The sequence below is a fragment of the Amycolatopsis albispora genome, from assembly GCF_003312875.1.
In the GTDB taxonomy this organism is placed as follows: domain Bacteria; phylum Actinomycetota; class Actinomycetes; order Mycobacteriales; family Pseudonocardiaceae; genus Amycolatopsis; species Amycolatopsis albispora.
On sequence record NZ_CP015163.1, the window covers coordinates 7,409,884 to 7,435,377 of the forward strand.

Consider the following 25,494-nt stretch of genomic DNA (forward strand, 5'->3'; position numbering starts at 1 on the left):
CTTCAGTAACCGCGGACTTCCGGCCAGTGGCGTTCCACCCCGGCCTGGTCGAGCAGCCGGGCGAACTCGCCGAACAGCGACTCGTCGGCCTGCACCTTGCGGGGCGGCACCCCGCGGCGCAGGGCGAACCCGGCCAGGTGCCCGGCCACCTCGCCGACGTTCCACTCCACCGGGTGCAGCCGGTAGCAGCCGTTGGTGATGTGCGTGGTGCCCAGGTTCTTGGCCGCGGGCAACAGGTTCTCCACCCGCCGCGGCAGCAGTGCGCCGAGCGGGATCTCGAACGGCACGCTCGCCACGTCCACGTAGTTGTCCCCGGAGGTGGACGGGTGCAGGTCGATCCGGTAGCTCCCGATGCCGACCGAATCGGGGTGGTGCGCGCGGCCGCGCGGGCCGAGCAGGTCGAGCGAGACGTGGTGCTCGGTCACCGTGGTGACCGCCTTGATGCGCCGGGATTCGCGGACGTAGGCGGCTTTGGCCAGCCCGTCGGCGGTGCCGGTGACGTCGTGCCGCAGCTTCAGCCCGGGGAAGCCGACCTCGGTCTGCAGCCAGTACAGGACGGACAGCGACAACTGCTTCGCCTCGTAGTGCGCCTTGGCGACCGTGTCCGCGTCGGCGATGCCGTCGATCTCCAGCGCGGGACGCAGCCAGTAGTCGTTGAGCGGCCAGTTGACCAGCGTGATGTCCGAGTCGAACGAGCCGGGCGTGTGCATGCCCCTGGCCAGGATGCGGCGGAAGCCCCACAGCTCCTTGTCGCCGGCGTCGGCGCTCTGGTCGGCGCTGATCGCGAGCGGGTCGGTGTCCGGGTTGGGCACGAAGGTGCGCGGCACCGGTTCCAGTGTGCGCGGGTCCGGCGCGAGGAAGCCGAGCAGCGGGCCGGGCCAGAAGTCCGGCTGGTACGAGCGCCAGAAGTCGTACATCTCCGGGCGGTCGATCACGTGGTTCTGTCCACTGTGGTGGGACATGGCGAAGCAGTAGGTGATGCCCTGGAGATTGCCGGGATCGGCCTGCTCGGGCGCGTTCGGTTCGTCGTACTCGGACTGGGCTTCGGCGCCGACCGCGAACTCGACCCCGGCCAGCGGCAGCAGATCGCCGTTTTCGGTGGCGTCGAGCACGTATTCGGCGTGGACGTCGAGCAGGTTGCCCTCGGCGTCGCTGAACCGCACCGATTCGATCTGGTCGCCGGAGGTTTCCGCGGCCACCGGGCGGTGCTCGGTCAGCACCGTGATCCGCCCGGCGCTGATCTGCGGTGCCAGCATGGCTTCCAGCACGGCCAGCGCGACCCGCGGTTCGTGGCACAGCTTGCTCACGCGGCCCGCGCCGGGGTTCAGCTCGGTGAGGCCGCGGGCTTCGGCACGCAGCGGGTAGTGGCGGCGGTAGTAGTCGCGAATGCCTTCGCGCAGCTGCCGGTAGGTGGCCGTGGAGCCGAAGCGCTCGATCCACGGGTTCTCGTCCGGCGGCACGGCCTGCGCGGTCAGCTGGCCGCCGATCCACGTGGTCTCCTCGGTGAGCACCACGCGGTGCCCGGCACGGGCGGCGGCCAGCGCGGCGGCGACCCCGCCGAGGCCACCACCGGCGACGAGGATTTCGGTGGACAGTTCGTTCATGCGGAGCTTCCTTCAGCGGACTGGGCCGACGGTGGTGCCGCCGACCGGTGCACAGGGCAGGAGTTGCTGGGCGGCCGGGGAGTCCTGGCCGATTTCGCGGGTGATCAGGCGGACCAGCAGGCGCACGGCCTGCCTGCCCATTTCGCGGCGTGGCACGGCGAAGCCGGTGACCGCGGCGGATTCCACCGGCGGTCTGCCGAGCACGGCCAGCGAAAGGTCGTCCGGGCAGGTGAGGTTCCTGGATTCGAGCGCGAGGGTGAGCGCGTTGTACGCGGTCCAGGTGTCGGTTTCCTCGACCACCACGGCGGTCACGCCCTCGCGCCGCCAGGCGTCGAGATCGATGCCGTCGCCGTCGAGGCGGTGCACGCTCGCGGGCAGCCCGGCGGTGGCCTGGCGGAAGCCGCGCTCGCGATCGGTGGACGACGGGGCGTCGTCCTGCTCGCGGAGGTACCGGATGTTCCGGTGTCCGTTGTGGACCAGTCGCTCGACCACCTGGCGGGTGGCCGACACGTAGTCCGCGCCGACAAACGGGATCCGGCCATCCAGCTCGGCCCGGCGTCCTATGTAGACAAGCGGGAAGCCGGATTCGAGCAGGCCGCCGATCGCCTCGTCCGGCACGTGCCTGCCGAAGAAGAGGCAGCCGTCGGCGACGCGGGTCCGCCGGATGGCCGTGGCGTCGTGGGCCCGCCGGTCGGCGCCACCGCGGCCGGTGAACAGGATCAGGTCCTGCCCGAGCGCGGCGGCTTCCTCCTCGACGCCGACCAGGATCGGGTAGTAGGAGTCGGCGACGTCGGTCGGGAAGGTGGTTTTGAAGGTGTACAGGCCGAGCATGTGGTTGCGCGAGGACGCCAGCCGCGTGGCGACCGGGTCCGGCACGTAACCGAGCTTCTCCGCGGCTTCGAGCACGCGCAGGCGGGTGGCCTCGGCCATCCGGACGCGGGCGCGGTTGCCGCTGAGCACCACCGAGACGGTCGCCTGCGAGACCCCGGCCGCACGGGCGATGTCCGCCTGGCGGGGCATGGCTCGGCGGGTGGTCATCGACGGCCTCCTTGCTAATGCGGATTAGCTGAAGGCTGAGCGGTGGCGGGCGCGAAGTCAACCATTCTGTCCGGTTTGGTGGTCAGGCCGGACTAATACGTATTAGCACCTTGACGGGGGCGTTTGGCCTGCACACACTCGCCGCCATCCTCCGATGACGAAGGAGCGCTCCCAGATGACTGAATCGGCTGAACGCTGGACCCGCCGGAACGCACTGAAGCTCGCTGCCGGGACCGGGCTGGGGCTGGTGGCGGCCTCCGCGCTGCCCGCGTCCGCGGCCGCCGCGCCGCCGGGCTTCCCGACGTACGAGTACCTGCGCACGGCGTTCGACAAGAACGCGCTCAAGTACAACCCGACCGGCGAGCTGATCTTCCCGTGCGTGCGCGGCACCGCGGGCCGGATCCCGAACGCGCGGGGGCGCTTCTACCTGTACTACGCCCCGCACGACGCGCCGGGCGGGATCTGCCTGGCGTATTCGAATTCGCTGGGCGGGCCGTACACGGAATACCCAGCTAACCCGATCATTTCGCGGACCTGGCCGGGTGAGTACGACGTCAGCCACGTTTCCTCACCGCACGCGATGTGGAACGAGGACTCGAAGGAACTGTTCATGTACTTCCACGGCGAAAACACGGTGACCCGGCTGGCGCGGTCGAAGGACGGCATCAACTTCACCTACGACAAGGAAGTGCTCTCGACGCGGCTGATGCCCGCGGGGGCGACGGAGACTTCGTACGCCCGGGTGTTCCGGCACGACCTGCCGTCGAAGGGCGCCAGGTACGTGATGGTCTTCATGCTCAACACGACGGCGAACCGGCGGTCGATCGGCTGGGGCTGGTCGGCGGATGCGCGGAACTGGACCTTTTCGCAGACGCCGCTGATCCGGCCGGAGGAGGTCGGCGCGCAGAACATCGGCGCTCCGCACCTGATCAAGCGCCACGGCACGACCTACGTCGTGTACCACACGAACATCGAGGCGGGCGGCAGCATGCGCATCACGGAGGTGGGCAACGACTTCGGGAAACGCGTGCACCTGGGCGTGTTCCACGCGCCGATGGCCGGACCGCCGGACAACGGGCGGTCCGCTGCGCCTTCGTTCGGCACGGACGGGGGCGTGGAATACATGATCTACGAGGCGGGGACCCGGTTGGACGGATCGATCGCCATCGCACGAGCGGTGTGAGCGGAGAGAACCGGGGCCTGTCACGAATGTGGCTTTCGAGACGTTATTTGTCTCCAAAGCCACATTCGTGACATCGGCGGAAGCGAGCGTCAGACTCGCTTGAACAGGAGGGCGCGTTTGACTTCCTGGATCGCCTTGGTCACCTGGATGCCGCGCGGGCAGGCGTCCGTGCAGTTGAAGGTGGTGCGGCACCGCCACACGCCTTCGGCGTCGTTCAGGATGTCGAGGCGTTCTTCGGCGCCTTCGTCACGGGAGTCGAAGATGAACCGGTGGGCGTTCACGATCGCCGCCGGGCCGAAGTAGGAGCCGTCGCTCCAGTACACCGGGCACGAAGACGTGCAGCACGCGCACAGGATGCACTTCGTGGTGTCGTCGAAGCGCTCCCGGTCCGCGATGGACTGCACCCGCTCGCGCGTCGGCTCGTTGCCGTAGGCGATGAGGTACGGCTTCACCGCGCGGAACGCCTCGAAGAAGGGCTCCATGTCGACGTAGAGGTCCTTCTCCGTCTTCAGGCCCTTGATCGGCGCGATCGTGATGGTGGTCGGCTTGCCCTTCTTCGCCAGCAGGTCCTTCACCAGCACCTTGCAGGCCAGCCGGTTGATCCCGTTGATCTGCATGGCGTCCGAACCGCAGATGCCGTGCGCACAGGACCGGCGGAACGACAGCGTGCCGTCCACGTAGTTCTTGATGCTCATCAGCAGGTTCAGCACGCGGTCGGTGGGCAGCGCCGGGACGTCGTAGGACTCCCAGTGCGGCTCGGTGTCCTGCTCCGGGTTGAAGCGCAGGATCTTCACCGTGACGGTGACCGAACCCTCCGGGGCGGGGATCTGCGAGGTGTCGTGCGCCTGTTCGGCTACCGCGGTCATCAGTACTTCCGCTCCATCGGCTCGTACCGGGTGAAGGTCACCGGCTTGTAGTCCAGCCGGATGTCCGCGAGGAAACCGGTCAGCCCGAGCGGGGCGTCCGGGTCCTCTTCCTCCGGCATCTGCTTGTACGACATCGAGTGCCGCATGAAGTTCACGTCGTCGCGGTTCGGGTAGTCCTCGCGCGCGTGCCCGCCGCGGGACTCCTTGCGCGCCAGCGCGGCCACCACCAGCGCCTCGGCGAGGTCGAGCAGGAAGCCCAGCTCGATCGCCTCGAGCAGGTCGGTGTTGAACCGCTTGCCCTTGTCCTGCACCGCGATCCGGCCGTAGCGCTCCTTGAGCGCCTGCACGTCGTTCAGCGCCTGCTTCAGCGTGTCCTCGGTGCGGTACACCGCCGCGTTCGAGTCCATCGTCTGCTGCAGCTCGGTCCGGATGTCGGCGACCCGCTCACCACCGTGCGCGGTGCGCAGGTGCTCGACCATGCCCTCGACCATGCGCGCCGGGTTCTCCGGCAGCTCGACGAAGTCGTGGCCGACGGCGTACTCCGCGGCGGCGATGCCGGCGCGGCGCCCGAACACGTTGATGTCCAGCAGCGAGTTGGTGCCGAGGCGGTTCGCGCCGTGCACCGACACGCAGGCGACCTCACCCGCGGCGTACAGGCCGGGGATGACGTTGTTGTTGTCCCGCAGCGCCTCACCGTGCACGTTGGTCGGGATGCCACCCATCGCGTAGTGCGCGGTCGGGTACACCGGCACCGGCTCCTCGACCGGGTCCACGCCCAGGTAGGTGCGGGCGAACTCGGTGATGTCCGGCAGCTTGGTCTCCAGCACCTCGGCCCCGAGGTGCGTGCAGTCCAGCAGCACGTAGTCCTTGTTCGGCCCGGCCCCGCGGCCTTCGAGCACCTCGAGCACCATCGACCGCGCGACGATGTCCCGCGGCGCCAGGTCCTTGATCGTCGGCGCGTACCGCTCCATGAACCGCTCGCCGGACTCGTTGCGCAGGATCGCGCCCTCGCCGCGGGCACCCTCGGTGAGCAGGATGCCCAGCCCGGCCAGGCCGGTCGGGTGGAACTGGTAGAACTCGATGTCCTCCAGCGGCAGGCCCTTGCGGAAGTAGATGCCCATGCCGTCACCGGTCAGCGTGTGCGCGTTCGACGTGGTCTTGAAGACCTTGCCGAAGCCGCCGGTGGCGAACACGATGGACTTGGCCTGGAAGACGTGGATCTCGCCGGTGGCCAGCTCGTAGGCGATGGCGCCCGAGGCCTTCGGCCCGTCCGGGGTGTCCGTCATCGCGATGTCGAGCACGTAGAACTCGTTGAAGAACTCGATGCCGTGCTTGACGCAGTTCTGGTACAGCGTCTGCAGGATCATGTGCCCGGTGCGGTCCGCGGCGTAGCAGGCGCGGCGCACCGCGGCCTTGCCGTGGTCGCGGGTGTGCCCGCCGAACCGGCGCTGGTCGATCTTGCCCTCGGGCGTCCGGTTGAACGGCAGCCCCATCTTCTCCAGGTCCAGCACCGCGTCGATGGCCTCCTTGGCCATGATCTCGGCGGCGTCCTGGTCGGTGAGGTAGTCACCACCCTTGACCGTGTCGAAGGTGTGCCACTCCCAGTTGTCCTCTTCGACGTTGGCGAGCGCCGCGCACATGCCGCCCTGCGCGGCACCGGTGTGCGACCGCGTCGGGTACAGCTTGGTCAGCACCGCGGTGCGGGTGCGCTGGCCTGCTTCGATGGCGGCGCGCATGCCGGCGCCGCCTGCCCCGACGATCACCACGTCGTACTTGTGGAACTGCATTTGCCGCTTCTCCTGAAGAACGTGTGTGGTGGGCTAGCTGGCCGGCATGTCCGGGTCGAAGGTGAAGATCACCATGGTGCCCACCGCGAGGATCAGCACCATCGAGACGTAGAGCACGATCTTCAGCCAGAAGCGCGTGCTGTCCTTGCGCGCGTAGTCGTCGATGATCGTGCGCACGCCGTTGCCGCCGTGCAGCTGGGCCAGCCACAGCATGGACAGGTCCCAGAACTGCCAGAACGGCGAGGCCCAGCGGCCGGCCACGAAGCCCCAGTTGATCCGGTGCACGCCGCCGTCGAGGATGTTCATGATGAACAGGTGGCCGAGCACCAGCACCACCAGCGCCACGCCGGAGACGCGCATGAACAGCCAGCTGTACAGCTCGAAGTTGCTGCGCCGGGCAGCCGGGCGCCGCGGGCTGCGCGGCTTGTCGAGGGGGAGCGCTGCGCTCATCAGTGACCGCCTCCGAACATCGTGCTGACGGTCCGCTCCAGCATGAAGTAGGTGCCGGGGACCATCACCAGCACCCACAGCCCGACCAGGCTCCAGAGCATCTGCTTCTGGTAGCGCGGGCCCTTCGACCAGAAGTCGACCAGGATCACCCGCAGGCCGTTGAGCGCGTGGAACAGCACGGCGCCGACCAGGCCCACCTCGATCAGGTTCACGATCGGGGTCTTGTAGGTCTCGATGACCTCGTCGTAGGCGTTCGGGGAGACGCGGACGAGCGCGGTGTCGAGCACGTGGACAAAGAGGAAGAAGAACGTGAGCACGCCGGTGATCCGGTGCAGCACCCAGGACCACATGCCTGGGTCACCGCGGTAGAACGTCCCGTTCCGGCGCGAGGCACCCGCCCGATCGCTTCGCGCCGCTTCGCTCGCGGCGCCAGCAGTGGTGGACATCGGTGAACGGCCTCCAACGTCACTGATGGACTTGACCCCGGTGACCGTGGCTTCGGCGTGCTCACCTGCGACTTCTGCGGTGAAGGCGCTTCGGTCAAGGTCATCGGGCGTGGATGCAGAGGATGCTAGACCTGCCCTTGACACGGGGCTCACCCTCGGGTTGCCGTATGTGATGAGCGTTATGCCCGGCAGCGGCCGCGAGGCCGTCCGGGCCGCCTGTGGAGATCCACAAGGTGGCTTGTGGAACCACACTTTCCGGTGACAACGAGTGCACGGTTCATCGCTCGGGCGAACCACGAACAAACATTTGGGTTACGTAGCGTGCCTTCGATGTGTCCCGGTCATGGCGGACGGGTACGGTTCGCCCCGTCGAACCCGGCAGTGGGGCCGGGTTGTTCTCGGGCACCGTTGTGAAAGAGCAGCGGGGAGGGAGAAGCACCGTGCGCGGTACACGCAATCGCACACTGGCCGCCGTCGCCATGGCCGGTGTGCTGGCGCTGGCCGGTTGTGCGAAGGATTCCGGCAACACCGGCAGCGACGCCGCTGCACCGGGTGACCAGGGCGCGCAGGGTTGCGTCACCGCGCCCAAGCCGCCCGCCGCGGCCCCGGCCGCGCAGAGCCAGCCCCAGGACAGCGAGAAGGTCGACGCCTCCAAGCTGAAGGTCGGCCTGGCCTACGACGTGGGCGGGCGCGGGGACGCCTCGTTCAACGACGCGGCCGCCGCCGGTGCCGACCGGGCCAAGGCCGAGCTGGGTGTGCCCGCGATCAGCGAGAGCACCGCCACCGGCACCGAGTCCGAGGACTCGAAGCAGCAGCGCCTCAACCAGATGGCCAGCGAGGGCTACAACCCGATCATCGCGGTCGGCTTCGCCTACGCCGACTCGATCAAGGCGGTGGCGCCGAAGTTCCCGGACACCAAGTTCGCCATCGTCGACGACGACTCGGTGCAGGCGCCGAACGTCACCCCGCTGGTCTTCGCCGAGGAGCAGGGCTCGTTCCTGGCCGGCGTCGCCGCGGTCTACAAGAGCAAGAACTGCCACGTCGGCTTCGTCGGCGGGGTGGACACCCCGCTGATCCAGAAGTTCGAGGCGGGCTTCCTGCAGGGCGTGAAGGCGGCCTCGTCCAAAGCCAAGATCGAGGACGAGTACCTGACCCCGGCCGGTGACATCTCCGGCTTCAACGACCCCGGCAAGGGCAACATCAAGGCCGCCGCCCAGATCAACAAGGGCGCGGACGTGATCTACCACGCCGCCGGCGCCTCCGGGAAGGGCGTGTTCGAGGCCGCGAAGTCGTCGGGCAAGGCGCTGGCCATCGGCGTCGACTCCGACCAGTACAACCAGAAGACGGTGGAGAACGCCAAGGACGTGATCATCACCTCGATGATCAAGCGCGTCGACGTCGCGGTGTTCGACTTCATCAAGGCCGTGGCCAAGGGTGACACCTCGACCCTGCCCAAGCGGTTCGACCTCAAGGTCGACGGCGTCGGCTACGCCACCTCCGGTGGCAAGATCGACGACATCAAGGACGTGCTGGACGGCTACAAGGCGCAGATCGTCTCGGGTGCCATCACGGTGTCCGACAAGCCGCAGAAGTAAGTCAGAGTTCAACACACACACACGCGTGGGGCCCTCCGGCGGCGAACCCGTCCGGCGGGCCCCCCGCGTTGTTTCCGGGAGTCACTCGTAGTCATGACACAGCCGCAGCCCGAGCCCGGGTCACGCAGGCCGGTGGTCGAACTGGCCGGGATCACCAAGCGCTTTCCCGGGGTGGTCGCCAACTCCGACGTCAACCTGACCGTGTACGAGGGTGAGGTCCACGCGGTCTGCGGGGAGAACGGCGCCGGCAAGTCCACCCTGATGAAGATCCTCTACGGCATGCAGCGGCCGGACGAGGGCACCATCACCGTCAACGGCACCCAGGTCGAGCTGCGCAACCCGCAGGACGCCATCCGCGCCGGGATCGGCATGGTGCACCAGCACTTCATGCTGGCCGACAACCTGACCGTGCGCGAGAACGTGCTGCTCGGCGCCGAGTCGCTGCACGGCATCGGCCGCGCGGCCAGGGCCCGGCTGGCCGAGCTGGCCGAGCGCACCGGCCTGCGCGCCGATCCGGACACCCTGCTCGAGGACCTCGGTGTGGCCGACCGCCAGCGGGTCGAGATCGTCAAGGTGCTCTACCGCGGCGCGAAGATCGTCATCCTGGACGAGCCGACCGCGGTGCTGGTGCCGCAGGAGGTCGACGCGCTGTTCGAGACCGTGCGCGACATGCAGCGCCAGGGTTTCACCTTCATCTTCATCTCGCACAAGCTCGACGAGGTGCGCGCGATCGCCGATTCGGTGACGGTGATCCGCCGCGGCACCACGGTCGGCTCCGCCGATCCGAAGAAGATCAGCTCGCGGGAGCTGGCCGAGATGATGGTCGGCAGCGAGCTGCCCAGCCCCCAGACCCGCGAGTCCACTGTGACCAGTCGTGACGTGCTCCGGGTCTCGGGGCTGCGCCTGGCGGTCGACGGCTCGGACCGCGCGGTGCTGGACGACATCTCGTTCACCGTGCGCGCCGGTGAGGTGCTCGGCGTGGCCGGGGTCGAGGGCAACGGGCAGACCGAGCTGGTCGAGACGATCATGGGCATGCGCAAGGCCACCGGCGGCACGGTCGAGCTGGTCGACGCCGATGGCAAGGCCCGCAACCTGACCCGCCTGGGCACGCTGGCCCGCCGCGAGGCCGGCATCGGCTACATCGCCGAGGACCGCACCCGGCACAGCCTGCTGCTGACGCAACCGTTGTGGGCCAACCGGATCCTCGGCTACCAGACCAGGGAACCGGTGGCCAGGGGGCAGCTGCTGGACATCGCGGGCGCGCGCGAGGACACCGAGCGGATCGTCGCCGAATACGACGTGCGCACGCCGGGCATCGACGTGCCGGCGGCCGCGCTGTCCGGCGGCAACCAGCAGAAACTGGTGGTGGGCCGGGAACTGTCCGGCAACCCGGTGCTGCTGATCGCCTCGCACCCGACGCGCGGGGTGGACGTCGGCGCGCAGGCGCTGATCTGGGAGCAGATCCGCGTCGCCCGCGCGAACGGGCTGGCCGTGCTGCTCATCTCCGCGGACCTGGACGAGCTGATCGGGCTGTCCGACACGATCCGCGTGATGCTGCGCGGGCGCCTGGTCAGCGAGGCCGATCCGGCCACCGTGACGCCGCAGGAACTCGGCTCGGCGATGACCGGCGCCGCTGAAGAAGGTGAAGTCGCATGAGTTCGTGGCGCACCAAGCTGCTGCCGCCACTGCTGGCGATCGTGTTCGCCGTGCTGATCTGCACGGTGGCGCTGCTGATCTCCGGGGCCGACCCGCTGCAGGCCTTCGGCACCATGATCGCCCAGCTGTTCAAGGGCACCACCGCGATCGACACGCTGAACCTGGCCACGCCGTACTACCTGGCCGGGCTCGCGGTGGCGATCGGCTTCCAGATGAACCTGTTCAACATCGGCGTGGAGGGCCAGTACCGGTTCGCCGCGGTGATCGCCGCGATCGCCGGTGGCGCGCTGCACCTGCCGCCGGTCATCCACGCGCTCGCGATCATCGTGGTCGCGGTGCTGGCGGGCATGCTCTACGCGGCCATCCCGGCGGTGCTGAAGGTGACCCGCGGGGTCAGCGAGGTCATCTCGACGATCATGCTGAACTCGATCGTCATCGGCATCATCGCCTTCCTGGTCAATCCCGAGCAGTTCGGCGTGCAGCGCGGCAACAACGTGCACACCGAGCCGATCGACCCCTCCGGCCTGATCCCCGGCATCCCGCTCGGCCGCCTCGGTGAGCTGTTCGGCTTCGTGCTGATCGCCATCGCGGTCGGCGGCGCGTACTGGTTCATGCTCAACCGCACCCGCTTCGGCTTCGAACTGAAGGCGAGCGGCGAGTCGACCACGGCGGCCGCCGCCGGTGGCGTGAACGCCAAGAAGATGACGCTGATCGCGATGCTGCTCTCCGGTGGCGTCGCCGGGCTGGTCGCCCTGCCGGAACTGCTCGGCCGCGACCACGTCTACGCCATCACCGCCGCGCAGGGCTACGGCTTCACCGGGATCGCGGTGGCGCTGCTCGGCCGCAACCACCCGGCCGGGATCGCGCTCGGCGCGGTGCTGTGGGCCTTCCTGGACAAGTCGGCGGTGTCGCTCGAGCAGATCCAGGTGCCGAAGGAGATCGCCACCATCATGCAGGGCACGATCGTGCTGTCCGTTGTGGTCGCCTACGAAATCGTGCGGCGCGCCGACCTGGCCGCCGAGCAGCGACGGGTCGGCAGGGCGCTGGCGGGCAACGGCCGCAAGCGCGGCAAGCCCGCCGACGTCAGCGAAGGGGGTGCGGTGTGAGCGTGCCAACGGATGTGAACCCGGCTCCCGCGCCGATGACGGTGCCGGGGACCGGCAAGCCGAAGCGGCGCCTGCCCGGCTGGGCCAGGGCGCTGCTCTGGGCCGCGGCCGCGCTGGTGGTGCTGTCCACCACCTCGTACCTGACCGGCGTGCCGGACCTGACCTCGTCGAACACCTCGCAGACCGCGTTGCGCCTGGCGCTGCCGATCCTGCTGGCCGGGCTCGGCGGGCTGTGGGCCGAACGCTCCGGCGTGATCAACATCGGCCTCGAGGGCATGATGATCCTCGGTACCTGGGGTGCGGCCTGGGGCGCCTACTACGGCGGTCCGTGGGCGGGCCTGGTGGCCGCGGTGGTGCTCGGCGCGCTCGGCGGGCTGCTGCACGCGATCGCCACGGTCACCTTCAACGTCAACCACATCGTCTCCGGTGTGGCGCTGAACCTGCTCGGCCTCGGTGTGGCGAAGTACCTGGCGAGCCTGGTGTTCCAGCCGCTTTCGGGCAACCCGAAGCAGTCGCCGCCGGTGGAGAAGTTCGACACCTACTCGGCCACCTTCCTCTCCGACTGGCTCGGTGAGCTGGAGGACGCGCAGCGCGTCGGCATCTCCGACGTGGCCGGCATCGTGCGCGGCCTGATCACCGGTGTCTCGCCGCTGGCGATGCTGGCGCTGCTGCTGATCCCGGTGAGCTACTGGATCCTCTGGAAGACCCGGTTCGGCCTGCGCCTGCGCTCGTGCGGGGAGAACCCGGTGGCCGCGGAGTCCCTCGGCGTCAACGTCTACTTGCACAAGTACGTGGCGCTCGCGGTGTCCGGCGGGCTGGCCGGCCTGGGTGGCGCCTCGCTGGTGCTGCTGCCCGGTGGCGCGGACTACCTGGAGAACCAGACCAACGGCCGCGGCTTCATCGGCCTGGCCGCGATGATCTTCGGCAACTGGCGGCCGGGCGGCCTGCTCGGTGGCGCGGCGCTGTTCGGGTACGCCGACGGCCTCCAGCTCTCCGGTGGCGGGTCGGCGGTGCTGGCGCTGCTGTACGGCGCGGTGATCCTGCTCGGTGTGATCGTGGTGATCCAGCTGTTCCGCCGCAAGTGGGTGGCGGCCGCGCTGGGCCTGGCCGGGGCGCTGGTCCTCTACTACATCTACTGGTCCAACGACGAACTGCCGAGCGATCTGATCCCGTACTCGGCGCACTTCGTCACGATCATCGTGCTGGCGGTGGCCTCGCAGCGTCTGCGGCCACCGAAGAAGATCGGCGCGAAGTACCGGCGAGGCGAAGGTGACTGAGTCTTCTTTCGATTGGGACGCGTTGCGGGCCAGCGCGGTTCGCGCCGCGCAGCTCGCCTACGCGCCGTACTCGGGACTTCTGGTCGGCGTGGCGGCCATTGTGGACGATGGTCGCGAGATCACCGGCTGCAACGTGGAGAACGCCTCGTACGGGCTGGGCCTGTGCGCGGAGTGCACGATGGCCGGGCAGCTGCGGCTGTCCGGCGGTGGCCGCCTGGTCGCGGTCGCCTGCCGCAGCGGTGACGGCGAGCTGCTGATGCCCTGCGGACGCTGCCGTCAGCTGCTCTACGAACACGGCGGCCCGGACTGCCTGGTGGACACGCCGAGCGGCATCCTGCCGATGTCGGCGGTGCTGCCCGACGCCTTCGGCCCGGAGCACCTGCCCGCATGAGCGCCGTGGAACCGTTCGCCGCGGTCGACGTGATCCGGTCCAAAAGGGACGGTCACCGGCTGAGCGACGAGCAGATCGACTGGGTGGTCGGCGCGTACACCCGCGGCGTGGTCGCCGAGGAGCAGATGTCCGCGCTCGCCATGGCGATCTTCCTGCGCGGCATGGATTCCGGCGAGATCGCGCGCTGGACCGGCGCGATGATCGACTCGGGGGAGCGGCTGTCGCTGCGGGTGTCCCGGCCGACCGTGGACAAGCACTCCACCGGCGGGGTCGGCGACAAGATCACCCTGCCGCTGGCGCCGCTGGTGGCGGCCTGCGGTGCGGCCGTGCCGCAGCTGTCCGGGCGCGGGCTCGGCCACACCGGCGGCACGCTCGACAAGCTGGAGGCCATCCCGGGCTGGCGGGCGGCGCTGTCCACCGAGGAGATCACGCGGCAGCTGGACGAGGTCGGCGCGGTGGTCTGCGCGGCCACGCCGACGCTGGCCCCGGCGGACCGCAAGCTCTACGCGCTACGGGACGTGACGGCCACCGTCGAGTCCATCCCGCTGATCGCCAGCTCGATCATGAGCAAGAAGATCGCCGAGGGTTCGGCCGGGCTGGTGCTGGACGTGAAGACCGGCTCCGGCGCGTTCATGAAAACCCGCGCGCAGGCCGCGGAACTGGCCGAGGCGCTGGTCGCCATCGGCAAGGCGCACGGGGTGGCGACCACCGCGCTGATCACCGAGATGGGCACCCCGCTGGGCCGCGCGGTCGGCAACGCGGTGGAGGTGGCCGAAGCGGTCGAGGTGCTGCGTGGCGGCGGGCCGGCGGATGTGGTCGAGCTGACCGTGGCGCTGGCCCGCGAGATGCTGGCCCTGGCCGGGCTTGCCGAGGTGGACCCGGCCGCCGTGCTGGCTTCGGGGGAGGCGTACGAGACCTGGTGCCGGATGATCCGCGCCCAGGACGGCGACCCGGAAGCCGCGCTGCCCGAGCCGAAGCACGTCCACATCGTGGAAGCCGGGCAGGACGGGGTGCTGTCCACACTGGACGCCTACGCGGTCGGGGTGGCGGCTTGGCGGCTCGGCGCGGGACGCGCGCGCAAGGAGGACCCGGTGCAGTACGCCGCCGGGATCCTGTGCCACGCGAAGCCGGGCGACCGGGTCTCCGCCGGGGAGCCGCTGCTCGAGCTGCACACCGACACGCCGGAAGCCGTGCCCGCGGCCCTGCGCACCCTGGACGGCGCCTACACGATCAGCGACACGGCGCCGTCCCCGGCACCGGTCGTGCTCGACGTCCTGCGCTGACGACAACCTGCCCCGAACGTGACAGTGGGGCGGCTCCCCGAAGGGTGCCGCCCCACCTCTGTGTCAGCGCGGTCAGACGAGTCAGCTCAGTTGTCGGAGCTGTCTTCGCCCTCACCGGAGGACTTCGCCTTGGCGTCGGCGGCCTTCGGGGCGCGGCCGTTGCGCGCGCGCCGCGGCTGCCGCGGGGCGGGCGGGGTCACCGCGACCACCGGCTGCGGCGAAGCGGGCCCGCCACCGAGCATCAACTCGGCGAAGGTGGCCATCGCCTCGTCCAGCTGGCCGCCGATGCGCCGCTCGGACTCCTCGTTGCTCTTGCGCACCAGCGAGGTCACCGACTCGGTGTCGGGGCGGGCGTTCAGCGTGCCCTCGACCTTCGACAGCCCGCTCTTGATCGAGCCGTCCAGGTCGCCGAGCTGCGCGGCGAAGCCGTCCTCCACCTTGTCCAGGCGACCGGCCAGGTCGTCGAGGCGGCTGGTGACCTGCTCGAGCCGGTTGCCCAGCTTGTCGAGCCGGTCCGAGGCGTCGATCATCTCGCCGGTCTCGGTCAGCGCGGACTTGAGCGCCTCGGTGTTCTGGCCGATGCGCTCCTTGGTGGCGTTGTCCAGGTCGTCGATGCGGGCGCGCAGGTCGCTGTCGCCGGACTCGATCCGCTCGCGCAGCGTGGCCTCGGTGCTCTCGATGCGCTCGCGCACCGGGCCGTGCACCGACTGCGGGATCGAGTCGAGCTTGCTGTCCTGCTTGTCCAGGTGGCCGTTCAGCTCGTCGATGCGGCGGTGGATGTTCTGGAGCTTGTCCTCCAGGCCGTCCATCCGGCCGGCCACCCCTTCGAACCGGGCGCCGACGCCGTCGAGCCTGCCGTCCAGCTGCGCGAACGGCTTGGCCAGCTTGTCCACCAGGCCGTCCACCGCGCGGGCGATCTCGGCGAGCGCGTTGTCCTGCGCTTCCAGCCGGGACATCGCCTCGTCCAGCCGCTCGGCCAGCACGCTGACCTCGGTGCGGTCGGGCAGCTCCGAGAGCCGCTTGCGCACCGCGCCCAGTGAGTCCACCGGGGCCAGACGGGCGTAGATGTCGTCGAGAGCGTCGAAGATCTGCTGCTGCTCGCTCTCCCGGACCTCGGCGGCGCGCACCAGCATGTTGCGCATCCGGTCGAAGGACGGGGCCCCAAGGTGGTTGTCTGTGGTCACTGCGGTGTCCTCCGTCGGGGAAAAGGGACTGGGGCCGAGCTTAGCGATCGCCCAATTGCTCACAGTATCCGGCCCGCAAAATGTAAATGTCGTGCTCAACTCGTTGGACGATTACGATCCATGATCGACAAAGCTCAGGGTAAAGTCGAGACTCAGAGTTACGGCCACGTAGGTGACCGCCGTTCACCACAGTAGCCCGCGGCGCAAGACCCGTTCGGCGCAGCCCCTCGGCGAGGGCGCGCAAGTACCGTTGTCGCATGTCGTCCGATATCCCATCCCAGTCCCTGGACGTGGAAAGCATCCGCCGGGTGCCCAAGGTGCTGCTGCACGACCACCTCGATGGCGGATTGCGCCCCGGCACGGTGCTTGATCTCGCTGACTCGATCGGTTATCGAGGGCTGCCCGCCACCGATGTGGGTGAGCTCGGCCAGTGGTTCCGTGACGCGGCGGATTCGGGCTCGCTGGAGTCGTACCTGGAGACCTTCGCGCACACCTGCGGGGTCATGCAGACCGAGGAAGCGCTGGTCAGGGTGGCCGCCGAAGCCGCGGAGGACCTGGCGGCCGACGGCGTCGTCTACGCCGAGGTTCGCTACGCACCGGAGCTGTTCGTCGAGCGCGGGCTGTCACTGCCCGCGGTGGTCGAAGCCGTGCAGGAGGGGTTCGCCGAGGGTGAGCGCCGGGTCGCGGCGAAGGGCGGGCGGATCCACCTGAGCACGCTGCTCTGCGCGATGCGGCAGCACGCCAGGGCGTACGAGATCGCCGAGCTGGCGGTGCGCTACCGGGACAATGGCGTCGCGGGTTTCGACATCGCCGGTCCCGAGGCCGGATTCCCGCCCACCCGCAACCTCGACGCATTCGAGTACCTGCGCACCAGCAACGCGCATTTCACCATTCACGCTGGTGAGGCCTTCGGGCTGGCGTCGATCTGGGAAGCGATTCAGCACTGCGGCGCCGAGCGGCTCGGGCACGGCGTGCGCATCGTCGACGACATCAAGACCTCGCCCGGCGGGGAAGTCCAGTTGGGACGGTTGGCGAACTACGTGCGCGACCGCCGGATCCCGCTGGAGCTGTGCCCGTCGTCCAACGTGCAGACCGGCGCCGCGCCGTCCATTGCCGAGCACCCCATCGGCCTGCTCACCCGGCTGCGCTTCCGGGTCACGGTGAACACCGACAACCGGCTGATGAGCGGCTGCACGATGTCCAGCGAGTTCGCCGCGCTGGCCGAGGCCTTCGGTTTCGGCTGGGCCGATCTCCAGTGGTTCACCATCAACGCGATGAAGTCCGCATTCCTCGATTTCGACAAACGGCTGGATATCATCAACAACGTGATCAAGCCGGGTTATGCGGACTTGATCGCTTCTTGACCTCCGCGCTACTCGGGCCCCGTCCGGAATCCGCTATTCCGGACGGGGCTTGTTTTAATTAGCCTTGCGAAGTAAAGTCCAGATAGTAAGAGTTGACTCTCACTATCTGGGAGGACGTCATGGTGCAGCCGGTCACCGCGAGTCGCCGTCGCTGGCTGGTGCTGGCGCTCGGGCTCCTCGCGCAGGCCGCGAGCTGCGCCTTCCTCTACGGCATCCCGTTCCTGGTGCCGGTGCTCCAGGAGGCCGAGGGGCTCTCGCTCGCCGCCGCGGGTGCCGTGGTCGCCGCACCTTCCATCGGGCTGTTGCTGACCCTCATCGTGTGGGGCGCCGCCGCGGACCGTTACGGAGAGCGACTCATCATGGCGCTCGGCCTCGGCACCTCCGGGCTGCTGCTGAGCTACGCCGCGTGGACCGAGGTGTCACTGCCGGTGTTGTTCGGGGTGTTCCTGCTCGCCGGCGCCGCCACCGCCTCGGTGAACGCCGCCAGCGGCCGGGTGGTGATGGGCTGGTTCAGCGCGAGCGAGCGCGGCACGGCGATGGGCCTGCGGCAGACCGCCCAGCCGATCGGCGTCGGCATCGCGGCGCTGGCACTGCCGCCGCTCGCGCAGGCGTACGGCTGGCGGGCGGCGCTGTTGTTCCCCGGGCTGCTGGCGATCGTGGTCGCCGTGCTGGTGGCCGCCCTGGTCACCGATCCGCCGCGGCCGGAGCCGGTGGCCGGGGACGGTGGCAAGCCGCCGTCGCCGTACCGGGCGCCCGCGCTCTGGCGGCTGCACGGCGCGAGCGCGCTGCTGGTGGTGCCGCAGTTCGCGGTCTCGGCCTTCGCGCCGGTGTACCTGGTGGCGGTGCGGGACTGGAGCCCGCTGGCGGCCGGGTGGTTCCTCGCCGCGGTGCAGGCGCTGGGCGCGCTCGCGCGCATCGGCACCGGGTACTGGTCGGACCGGGTGGGCAGCAGGCTGCGGCCGATGCGCCAGCTGGCCGTGGCGAGCGCGGCGGTGATGCTGCTGGTGGCCGCGGGGGACGCCACCGCGCCCTGGCTGGCGGTGATCGCGCTGGTGCTGGCCGCGGTGATCAGCGTCAGCGACAACGGCCTCGGCTTCACCGCGTCCGCCGAACTCGCCGGGCACGCCTGGGCGGGCCGCGCGATGGGCGCCCAGAACACCGGCCAGAACATCGCGGCGGCGGCCACCCCACCCCTGCTCGGCCTGGTGATCGGCGATTCCCGTTACGCGCTGGCCTTCTGCGTCGCCGCCCTCTTCCCGCTACTGGCCATCTGGCTCACCCCGGTACGCGCCGAACGGGACTAGTGCGTGCGCAGCCGGTCTTCGAAGGACTCGACCAGCTTGCGCCACTCGCCCTCTTCGGCGTCGAACGGCGCGCTCGGCGCCAGCCGCGTCGGGTCCGGCTCGATCACGAAGTTGACCAGCCAGCCCAGGCTTTCCGACTTCTGCAGCGCCTCGCCGACGCTGTCGTCGTCGGCCCAGTCGGCCGCGTCGGTTAGCAGCTCGACGGCCAGCTCCAGCTGCGTCGGGTCGATCGCGTCGATGCCCTCGGCGATGTCCTCGTCCAGCCCGGCCAGCACGTAGGTGTTGTCCTCGTGGACCTCGATCTCCAGGTCCCCGCCGGTGGCCTTGGCCAGCACTTCGTCCCAAGTGGACACTTCGGCCAGCTCGTTGCCCTCCAGCTCCTTCGGCTCGGCCAGCGCCCTGGACAGCGCGCGCGGCGAGCCGTAGACGTCGATCCGGCCGTCGGAGCCGAGGAAGATCGGCTCGTCGTCGAGGTAGCAGCGCAGCGAGTAGTACTCGTCGGACTTGGTGACGATCTTGATCGGGTCGATGCCGACCTCGGCCCAGAAACCGGTGGGCGCCTCGTCGGCTTCCTCGGCCTCGGCTTCCTCGCTGTCGACGCTCTCGAGGTCGTCGTCGGTGTTCTCCGCCGCGGCGGCCTCGGCTTCGGCCGACTCCTCCAGGAAGGTGGCCAGCTCCTCGGCGGTCTGCTCCAGCAGGGTGGCGTCCACGTCCGGCACGGTGACCAGGCCGTCGATCGCGTCGAGCACCACGTCCCACTTCTCGGAGACGGCCTCGGACAGGTCGGTCCACAGCCGCTCGCCCTCACGGCCGGTGAACGGCAGCCTGCCCTGCTCCAGCAGCGAGAAGCCCTCGCAGCTGTCGAGCACCTCGTGCACCTCTTCGAGCTCGCAGACGTCCGCGAGCGAGCGCACGATGCCGACGATCTCGGCCAGCTCGCCGATGGTCCAGGAGTCCGGTTCCTCGGCGACCAGCTCGGGCACGCCGACCAGGTCGTAGGAATGGTCGTCGTCCGGGATCAGCTCGGGCACGTTCAGCGCGGGCACCACGTGCCAGGCCGGGTGGTCGATCAGGTCGTGCTGCTCGGCCGTCCGGACGAACGCGGCGAGGTGGGCGGCGTCGGGGAAGGCGTACAGGTCCTCCTCGTCGCCGAGGAAGGCTTCCCACTCCTCGCCGTCTTCCCGCCAGCGCGGTGCCCACAGGGTCACCAGGTCGCCCTGCGGCAACCCGAGCTCGACCGGGACGATGTCCTGTGCCATTACCTGTCCTCCGCCAATCACCCACGGTGTGCGCGCCGGCCCAGGCTTCCCCCTGTCGGTGCGCGGTATGCGCAGCCTACGGGTTCGGCCGTCGCGGCGCGATCACCCCCGCCCGTCCGGCGGGCGGAGATGGCACGATGACTTCCCTGATGAGCACACAGCCCGCACCGAGCACCCAGCGACTCGACGACCGCGTCCCGGCGGTCCCCGAGCCCGACGCCCTGTTCGAAGCCTTCGCCGGCTGGGCCGCCGACCGCGGCCTGCAGCTCTACCCGGCGCAGGAAGAAGCGCTGATCGAGGTTGTCTCCGGCGCCAACGTGATTCTGTCCACGCCGACCGGATCCGGCAAGAGCATGGTGGCCGTCGGCGCGCATTTCACCGCCATGGCGCACGGCAGGCGCAGTTACTACACCGCCCCGATCAAGGCGCTGGTCTCGGAGAAGTTCTTCCAGCTCATCGAGATCTTCGGGCCGGCCAACGTGGGCATGATGACCGGCGACTCCAGCGTCAACGCGGATGCCCCGATCATCTGCTGCACGGCCGAAATCCTGGCGAACATCGCGTTGCGCTTCGGTGCCGAGGCCGACGTCGGCCAGGTGGTGGCCGACGAGTTCCACTTCTACAGCGAGCCCGACCGCGGCTGGGCCTGGCAGGTCCCGCTGCTGGAGCTGCCGAAGGCGCAGTTCGTGCTGATGTCGGCCACCCTCGGCGACGTCTCCTTCTTCGAGAAGGACCTGACCCGGCGCACCGGGCGCGACACCGCGGTGGTCACCTCGGCGCAGCGGCCGGTGCCGCTGACCTACCGGTACGCGCTCACCCCGATGCACGAGACCATGTCCGAGCTGCTCAACGGCGGCCAGGCCCCGGTGTACGTGGTGCACTTCTCGCAGGCGGCGGCGATCGAGCGCGCGCAGACCCTGATGAGCATCAACGTGTGCACCAAGGCGGAGAAGGAGGCCATCGCCGACCTGATCGGCGACTTCCGGTTCTCCGCCGGCTTCGGCAAGACCCTGTCGCGGCTGGTGCGCCACGGCATCGGCGTGCACCACGCGGGCATGCTGCCGAAATACCGCCGCCTGGTCGAGCAACTGGCCCAGGCCGGGCTGCTCAAGGTGATCTGCGGGACCGACACCCTCGGCGTCGGCATCAACGTGCCGATCCGCACGGTGGTGTTCTCCGCGCTGACCAAGTACGACGGTGTGCGGCAGCGGCACCTCAAGGCCCGCGAGTTCCACCAGATCGCCGGTCGCGCGGGCCGGGCGGGCTACGACACCGACGGCTACGTGGTGGTCGAGGCGCCGGATCACGTGATCGAGAACGCCAAGGCGCTGGAGAAGGCCGGTGACGACCCGAAGAAGAAGCGGAAGATCACCCGCAAGAAGGCGCCAGAGGGGTTCGTGAACTGGACCGAGAGCACCTTCGAGCGGCTGGTCTCCGCCGAGCCGGAGCCGCTCACCTCCAGCTTCCGGGTCAGCCACTCGATGCTGCTGAACGTGATCTCCCGGCCGGGCAACGCCTTCGACTCCATGCGGCACCTGCTGGAGGACAACCACGAGGACCGGCCGTCGCAGCGCAAGCACATCCTGCGGGCGATCGCGATCTACCGCGCGCTGCTCGCCGCGGGTGTGGTGGAGCGGCTGCCGGAGCCGGACGAGCAGGGCCGGATCGTCCGGCTGACCGTGGACCTGCAGTTCGACTTCGCGCTGAACCAGCCGCTTTCCCCGCTGGCGCTGGCCGCGATCGACCTGCTCGACCCGGAGTCGCCCAGTTACGCGCTGGACGTCGTGTCCATTGTGGAATCCATTGTGGACGACCCGAGGCCGGTGCTGTCGCAGCAGCAGTTCAAGGCACGCGGTGAGGCCGTGCAGGCGATGAAGGCCGAGGGCATCGAGTACGACGAGCGGATGGAGCTGCTGGAGGAGGTCAGCTACCCGAAGCCGCTGGCGGAACTGCTCGAGGTCGCCTACCGCAGCTACCGCCAGGGCCACCCGTGGGTGGACGACTACCAGCTCTCGCCGAAGTCCGTGGTGCGCGACATGTACGAGCGCGCGATGAACTTCGTGGAGTACATCGGTTTCTACCAGCTGGCGCGGTCGGAGGGCCTGGTGCTGCGGTATCTTGCCGACGCCTACGACACGCTGCGGCACACCGTGCCCGACGAGGCCAAGACCGAGCCGCTGCAGGACCTCATCGAGTGGCTGGGCGAGCTGGTGCGCCAGGTCGACTCCAGCCTGCTGGACGAATGGGAGGCCCTGCGGCACCCCGACGCCGAGGACCCGCACGCGCCGCCCGCCCTGCCGGAGGGCCCGCCGCCGGTCACCCGCAACGAGCGCGCTTTCCGCGTGCTGGTGCGGAACCAGCTCTTCCGGCGGGTAGAACTGGCCGCTCGGCGGGCGTATTCGGCGCTCGGCGAGCTGGATTCCGCGTCCGGCTGGGACGCCGAGGAGTGGGAGGACGCGATGGAGGCATACTTCGACGAGCACGACGACCTCGGCACCGGTCCCGACGCCCGTGGCCCGGCGCTGCTGATCATCGAGAAGGAGCCCGAGGTCTGGAAGGTCCGCCAGATCTTCGACGACCCCGCCGGCGACCACGACTGGGGGATCAGCGCCGAAATCGACCTGGCGGCCTCCGACGAGGCGGGCGCCGCGGTGGTGCACGTCACCGCGGTCGACCGCCTCTGAGCGGTTACCAGTCCCCGTTGCGGCTCAGCGCGTTGTAGGCGGTCTCCAGCGGTGCCCAGCCGTTGGTGGTGTCGTGTTCCTTGCCCTCGCTGGAATGCCAGTAGCGGAGGTTGAACTTCTCCTTGCCAGGAGCCAGTTTCCGGATGTTCGTGTGCGAGATGTCGTAGTCGGCGTCCGGGCGGTACCGGTACTTGTGGTCGGCGTGGTAGCCCTTGTCGATGGCCGATTCGTAGCCGACCGTACCGTCCTCATCGGACCCGGCGAAGCTCCAGTCGGTGCCCTTGGCCCAGCTTTCGGTGAGGCGGTTCTCCGGTGCGTGCAGCACGTCCATGAAGGTGGAGCCGGGTTTCATCGAGTCCCACTGCGTGCTGTGGTACTTGTCCGGATCGGTGATGCCCTGGTGCGGGGTGGCCAGCGTGACCACGTCGCTGACCTTGAGCTTGCCCTTGGGGAAGCCTTCCCAGCCCTGCGCCGAGCCGAGCAGCGCGACGCGCGTGACCAGGCCGCCCATCGAATGGCCGACGATTTCGACGGATTCGCCCTTGCTGGTGTGGTCGCGGTAGATGCGGTTGGCCAGCTCGGCGGCGACGTGCTTGATGCGCGTGCCCGTGCTCGCCTTGGCGACGGTGACGTCGCAGTTGCTGTCACCCGCGTAGTAGCCGACGGTCTTCAGCTCGCCCCGGCTCTTCGTTGTAGCCGTGCACGAAGTACACCGGCTGGGCCTCGGCGGCGTGCGCGGCGGTCAGGCCGCTGACCGCGAGTCCGGCCGTGACCAGCGCCGCGACCGTCCTGCCGTACTTCATCGAGTGACCTCCTGGGTTCGGGTATTCGAGATGTGACGCCACCGGACCCGTTCGGGTTCCGTGGTTGCGCACCACCGCCTGCCTGGGCTACCGTGGTGACATCTCCTCTTGACGGATGCAGGCCACGCCTCCCGTCCAGAGCGTTCAGGATCTCAGTTTCCGGCCGGCGGGCGAACGCCGTTCCTTCCTTCACTCTGCTCAGAAAGATTTCCCATGACTACCAACGGAATACTCGACATCGTGCGCAACCGCGCACAGGTCAGGGCCGACGGCTACCTGCCGGGCCCCGACGACGTACCGATCAGCCAGAAAGTGGTCCGCGACCTCGGGCTGCGCCGTGGTGACCTGCTCTGCCTCGATGACCACGGGGAGGTCACCGCGGTCAACGGGCTTGCTCCCGGCAGACGGCCGCGCCCGGCCTTCGCCGACCTGGTTCCCTTGTACCCCAACCAAAGGCTGCGCCTGGAAACCGAGCGGCACGAGCTGACCACGCGGGTCATCGACCTGGTGATGCCGGTCGGCAAGGGGCAGCGCGCGCTGATCGTGGCGCCACCGAAGGCCGGGAAAACCTCGGTGCTGCAGGCGATCGCGCACGGGATCAGCAAGAACCACCCGGAATGCCACCTGATGCTGGTGCTGGTCGGTGAGCGTCCGGAAGAAGTGACCGACCTCGCCCGCGCCGTGCCCGGCGAGGTGATCGCGGCCACCTTCGATCATCCACCCGCCGACCACACGGCCCTGGCCGAGCTGGCCATCGAACGCGCGAAACGCCTCGTCGAACAGGGGCGCGATGTGGTGGTGCTACTGGATTCCCTGACCAGACTCGGCCGGGCGTACAACCTGGCCGCCCCAGCCTCGGGCCGAATCCTTTCGGGCGGCGTGGATTCTTCCGCGCTGACCCCGCCCAAGCGCTTCCTCGGCGCCGCCCGCAACATCGAAAACGGTGGCTCGCTGACCATCTTCGCCACCGCCCTCGTCGACACCGGTTCAGTGGGCGACACGGTGATCTTCGAGGAATACAAGGGCACCGGCAACGCCGAACTACGCCTGGACCGCCGCCTGGCGAGCAAACGCGTATGGCCAGCCGTCGACCTCCCCCAATCCGGCACCCGCCGCGAAGACCTCCTGGTCTCACCCGCCGAAACCGCCGCCACCACAGCCCTGCGGCGCGCACTGGAAACCCGCGACCACAGCACCGAAACCCTCCTGGACGGTTTACGTAAAACGGAAACCAACCAGGAGTTCCTCACCCAACTGACCCGCCCACCACGCCCCTGACACCTCCCGCTATCCCCCTGCCGCGCGCGCCGCCCCCCCTCGCGCCCGTTGCACCCCTGCTGCGCGCCGCACCCCCGCGACCGTTGCGCCCCTGCCTCGCCCACCGCATCCTTGCCGTGCCCGCCGCACTCCTGCCGCGCCCGCCGTATCCCTGCCGCGCGTGCCGCACTCCTGCCGCGCGTGCCGCATCCTTGCCGCGCGTGCCGCATCCCTGCCGCGGGTGCCGCACTCCTGCCGCGGGTGCCGCACTCCTGCCGCGGGTGCCGCACTCCTGCCGCGGGTGCCGCACTCCTGCCGCGGGTGCCGCATCCCTGCCGCGGGTGCCGCACTCCTGCCGGGCGCGCCGTATCCCTGCCGCGCGCGTCGCACTCCTGCCGCAGCGCCCCCGCCGCGCCCGCAGCGCCGCTGCCGCGCCCGCCGTATTGCTGCCGCGCTCACCGCGGCCCGCGCCCGCTGGGCCCTTGATGCACTCGCCGCGTTCCTGGCGCGACCAGCCACATTTTGACGCCCGTCGCATTCGCCCCGCGCTCGCCGCATTCGCGCAGCTCGCCGCGCTCGTGATGCGCCCAGCGTGCCCGCCACATTCGTGACGCGCCCGCCGCGTTCCCGCCGCGCTCGCCGCAGTCGTGACGGGCCTGCCGCGCCCCCGCCGAGACCGACGCGCCCCGCCCTTGACGCGCTCGCCGGATTCGCGTCGCGACCGCCGCGCCCTTGATCCGTCCGCCACACTTCGGACGGCCCGCCACACACTTCGGATCGCCTGCCGCGCTCCTGACGCAACCGCTGCGCTCCTGACGCGGCCACTGCTCCCTGGCCGCGCTCGCCGCGCTCCTGGCGCGCCCGCCGCGTTTGTGAAGTGCCCACCCGCTCTTGATGCGCCTGCTGCACTCCTATCGCACCGCCGCACGCCAAACGCGACCGCCGCGTCCCTGACGC

20 protein-coding genes and 1 pseudogene are annotated in these 25,494 nt (G+C 69.5%); 11 read left to right on the forward strand and 10 right to left on the reverse strand.

From position 1 onward, the window contains the following. Positions 1 to 2: 2 nt before the first annotated feature. Both A4R43_RS35185 and A4R43_RS35190 read right to left on the reverse strand, forming a co-directional pair. Positions 3 to 1,604: an FAD-dependent oxidoreductase gene (locus A4R43_RS35185; RefSeq protein WP_113696024.1), complete on the reverse strand. Its 1,602-nt coding sequence runs from the start codon at positions 1,602 to 1,604 to the stop codon at positions 3 to 5. Positions 1,605 to 1,616: 12 nt separating this feature from the next. Beyond that, a complete protein-coding gene (locus A4R43_RS35190) occupies positions 1,617 to 2,642 on the reverse strand; it encodes a LacI family DNA-binding transcriptional regulator (RefSeq protein WP_236808474.1) in 1,026 nt (341 codons plus the stop codon). Between the two features lie 175 nt (positions 2,643 to 2,817). Here A4R43_RS35190 and A4R43_RS35195 point away from each other — a divergent pair, with 175 nt between their 5' ends. Further along, positions 2,818 to 3,825 carry a glycoside hydrolase family protein gene (locus A4R43_RS35195; protein ID WP_205215132.1) on the forward strand — a complete coding sequence of 336 codons (1,008 nt, stop codon included), beginning with the start codon at positions 2,818 to 2,820 and terminating at the stop codon, positions 3,823 to 3,825. Positions 3,826 to 3,914: 89 nt separating this feature from the next. Here A4R43_RS35195 and A4R43_RS35200 read toward each other — a convergent pair whose 3' ends face one another. Genes A4R43_RS35200 through sdhC form a run of 4 tightly spaced genes read right to left on the reverse strand, consistent with a single transcriptional unit; the run spans position 3,915 to position 7,374 of the window. Further along, positions 3,915 to 4,691, reverse strand: coding sequence for a succinate dehydrogenase iron-sulfur subunit (locus A4R43_RS35200; RefSeq protein ID WP_113696026.1), 777 nt, complete (start codon positions 4,689 to 4,691; stop codon positions 3,915 to 3,917). Continuing rightward, complete coding sequence (sdhA, locus tag A4R43_RS35205; RefSeq protein WP_113696027.1) at positions 4,691 to 6,478, reverse strand: succinate dehydrogenase flavoprotein subunit; 1,788 nt, start codon at positions 6,476 to 6,478, stop codon at positions 4,691 to 4,693. The genes A4R43_RS35200 and sdhA overlap by 1 nt, the downstream gene beginning before the upstream one ends. 33 nt (positions 6,479 to 6,511) lie before the next feature. Beyond that, entirely contained in the window at positions 6,512 to 6,928 is a 417-nt protein-coding gene (locus tag A4R43_RS35210) for a succinate dehydrogenase hydrophobic membrane anchor subunit (RefSeq protein ID WP_113696028.1), read from the reverse strand. Beyond that, positions 6,928 to 7,374: a succinate dehydrogenase, cytochrome b556 subunit gene (sdhC, locus tag A4R43_RS35215; protein WP_113696029.1), complete on the reverse strand. Its 447-nt coding sequence runs from the start codon at positions 7,372 to 7,374 to the stop codon at positions 6,928 to 6,930. The genes A4R43_RS35210 and sdhC overlap by 1 nt, the downstream gene beginning before the upstream one ends. Positions 7,375 to 7,853: 479 nt before the next feature. On the opposite strand from sdhC, the gene A4R43_RS35220 reads away from it, so the two are divergent. The 6 genes from A4R43_RS35220 to A4R43_RS35245 all read left to right on the forward strand — a co-directional run bounded on the left by A4R43_RS35220 (position 7,854) and on the right by A4R43_RS35245 (position 14,682). Then, positions 7,854 to 8,969 carry a BMP family lipoprotein gene (locus A4R43_RS35220; protein WP_418190864.1) on the forward strand — a complete coding sequence of 372 codons (1,116 nt, stop codon included), beginning with the start codon at positions 7,854 to 7,856 and terminating at the stop codon, positions 8,967 to 8,969. A 93-nt stretch (positions 8,970 to 9,062) separates the two neighbouring features. Continuing rightward, a complete protein-coding gene (locus A4R43_RS35225) occupies positions 9,063 to 10,625 on the forward strand; it encodes an ABC transporter ATP-binding protein (RefSeq protein WP_113696031.1) in 1,563 nt (520 codons plus the stop codon). After that, positions 10,622 to 11,731: an ABC transporter permease gene (locus A4R43_RS35230; RefSeq protein ID WP_113696032.1), complete on the forward strand. Its 1,110-nt coding sequence runs from the start codon at positions 10,622 to 10,624 to the stop codon at positions 11,729 to 11,731. The genes A4R43_RS35225 and A4R43_RS35230 overlap by 4 nt, the downstream gene beginning before the upstream one ends. 35 nt (positions 11,732 to 11,766) lie before the next feature. Next, positions 11,767 to 13,008, forward strand: a complete 1,242-nt coding sequence (locus tag A4R43_RS35235) for an ABC transporter permease (RefSeq protein ID WP_113696033.1) — start codon at positions 11,767 to 11,769, stop codon at positions 13,006 to 13,008. Continuing rightward, positions 13,001 to 13,399 (forward strand): cytidine deaminase, encoded by a 399-nt coding sequence (locus A4R43_RS35240; protein WP_113696034.1) that lies wholly within the window; start codon positions 13,001 to 13,003, stop codon positions 13,397 to 13,399. The genes A4R43_RS35235 and A4R43_RS35240 overlap by 8 nt, the downstream gene beginning before the upstream one ends. A 5-nt stretch (positions 13,400 to 13,404) precedes the next feature. Beyond that, complete coding sequence (locus tag A4R43_RS35245; RefSeq protein ID WP_113698093.1) at positions 13,405 to 14,682, forward strand: thymidine phosphorylase; 1,278 nt, start codon at positions 13,405 to 13,407, stop codon at positions 14,680 to 14,682. Between the two features lie 86 nt (positions 14,683 to 14,768). On the opposite strand, the gene A4R43_RS35250 is transcribed toward A4R43_RS35245, so the two are convergent. After that, positions 14,769 to 15,866 (reverse strand): coiled-coil domain-containing protein, encoded by a 1,098-nt coding sequence (locus tag A4R43_RS35250; protein ID WP_113696035.1) that lies wholly within the window; start codon positions 15,864 to 15,866, stop codon positions 14,769 to 14,771. Between the two features lie 257 nt (positions 15,867 to 16,123). Between A4R43_RS35250 and A4R43_RS35255 the strand changes: the two genes are divergently transcribed. Together A4R43_RS35255 and A4R43_RS35260 are read left to right on the forward strand one after the other, a co-directional pair. After that, a complete protein-coding gene (locus tag A4R43_RS35255; RefSeq protein WP_113696036.1) occupies positions 16,124 to 17,230 on the forward strand; it encodes an adenosine deaminase in 1,107 nt (368 codons plus the stop codon). Positions 17,231 to 17,349: 119 nt separating this feature from the next. Then, positions 17,350 to 18,534 carry an MFS transporter gene (locus A4R43_RS35260; RefSeq protein ID WP_113696037.1) on the forward strand — a complete coding sequence of 395 codons (1,185 nt, stop codon included), beginning with the start codon at positions 17,350 to 17,352 and terminating at the stop codon, positions 18,532 to 18,534. Here the strand turns inward: A4R43_RS35260 and A4R43_RS35265 are convergent. After that, entirely contained in the window at positions 18,531 to 19,793 is a 1,263-nt protein-coding gene (locus tag A4R43_RS35265; protein WP_113696038.1) for a primosomal protein, read from the reverse strand. The two genes, A4R43_RS35260 and A4R43_RS35265, sit on opposite strands and share 4 nt — an antisense overlap. A 149-nt stretch (positions 19,794 to 19,942) precedes the next feature. On the opposite strand from A4R43_RS35265, the gene A4R43_RS35270 reads away from it, so the two are divergent. Continuing rightward, positions 19,943 to 22,477 (forward strand): DEAD/DEAH box helicase, encoded by a 2,535-nt coding sequence (locus A4R43_RS35270; RefSeq protein ID WP_113696039.1) that lies wholly within the window; start codon positions 19,943 to 19,945, stop codon positions 22,475 to 22,477. A 4-nt stretch (positions 22,478 to 22,481) separates the two neighbouring features. Here A4R43_RS35270 and A4R43_RS35275 read toward each other — a convergent pair whose 3' ends face one another. Together A4R43_RS35275 and A4R43_RS43035 are read right to left on the reverse strand one after the other, a co-directional pair. After that, complete coding sequence (locus tag A4R43_RS35275; protein WP_113696040.1) at positions 22,482 to 23,150, reverse strand: esterase/lipase family protein; 669 nt, start codon at positions 23,148 to 23,150, stop codon at positions 22,482 to 22,484. After that, positions 23,122 to 23,280, reverse strand: coding sequence for a hypothetical protein (locus A4R43_RS43035; RefSeq protein ID WP_162788702.1), 159 nt, complete (start codon positions 23,278 to 23,280; stop codon positions 23,122 to 23,124). Before A4R43_RS43035 ends, A4R43_RS35275 begins: the two co-directional genes overlap by 29 nt. Before the next feature lie 225 nt (positions 23,281 to 23,505). Between A4R43_RS43035 and A4R43_RS35280 the strand changes: the two are divergent. Continuing rightward, positions 23,506 to 24,558, forward strand: a pseudogene (locus A4R43_RS35280) (transcription termination factor Rho, short form); the annotation flags it as partial. Positions 24,559 to 25,494: the final 936 nt, after the last annotated feature.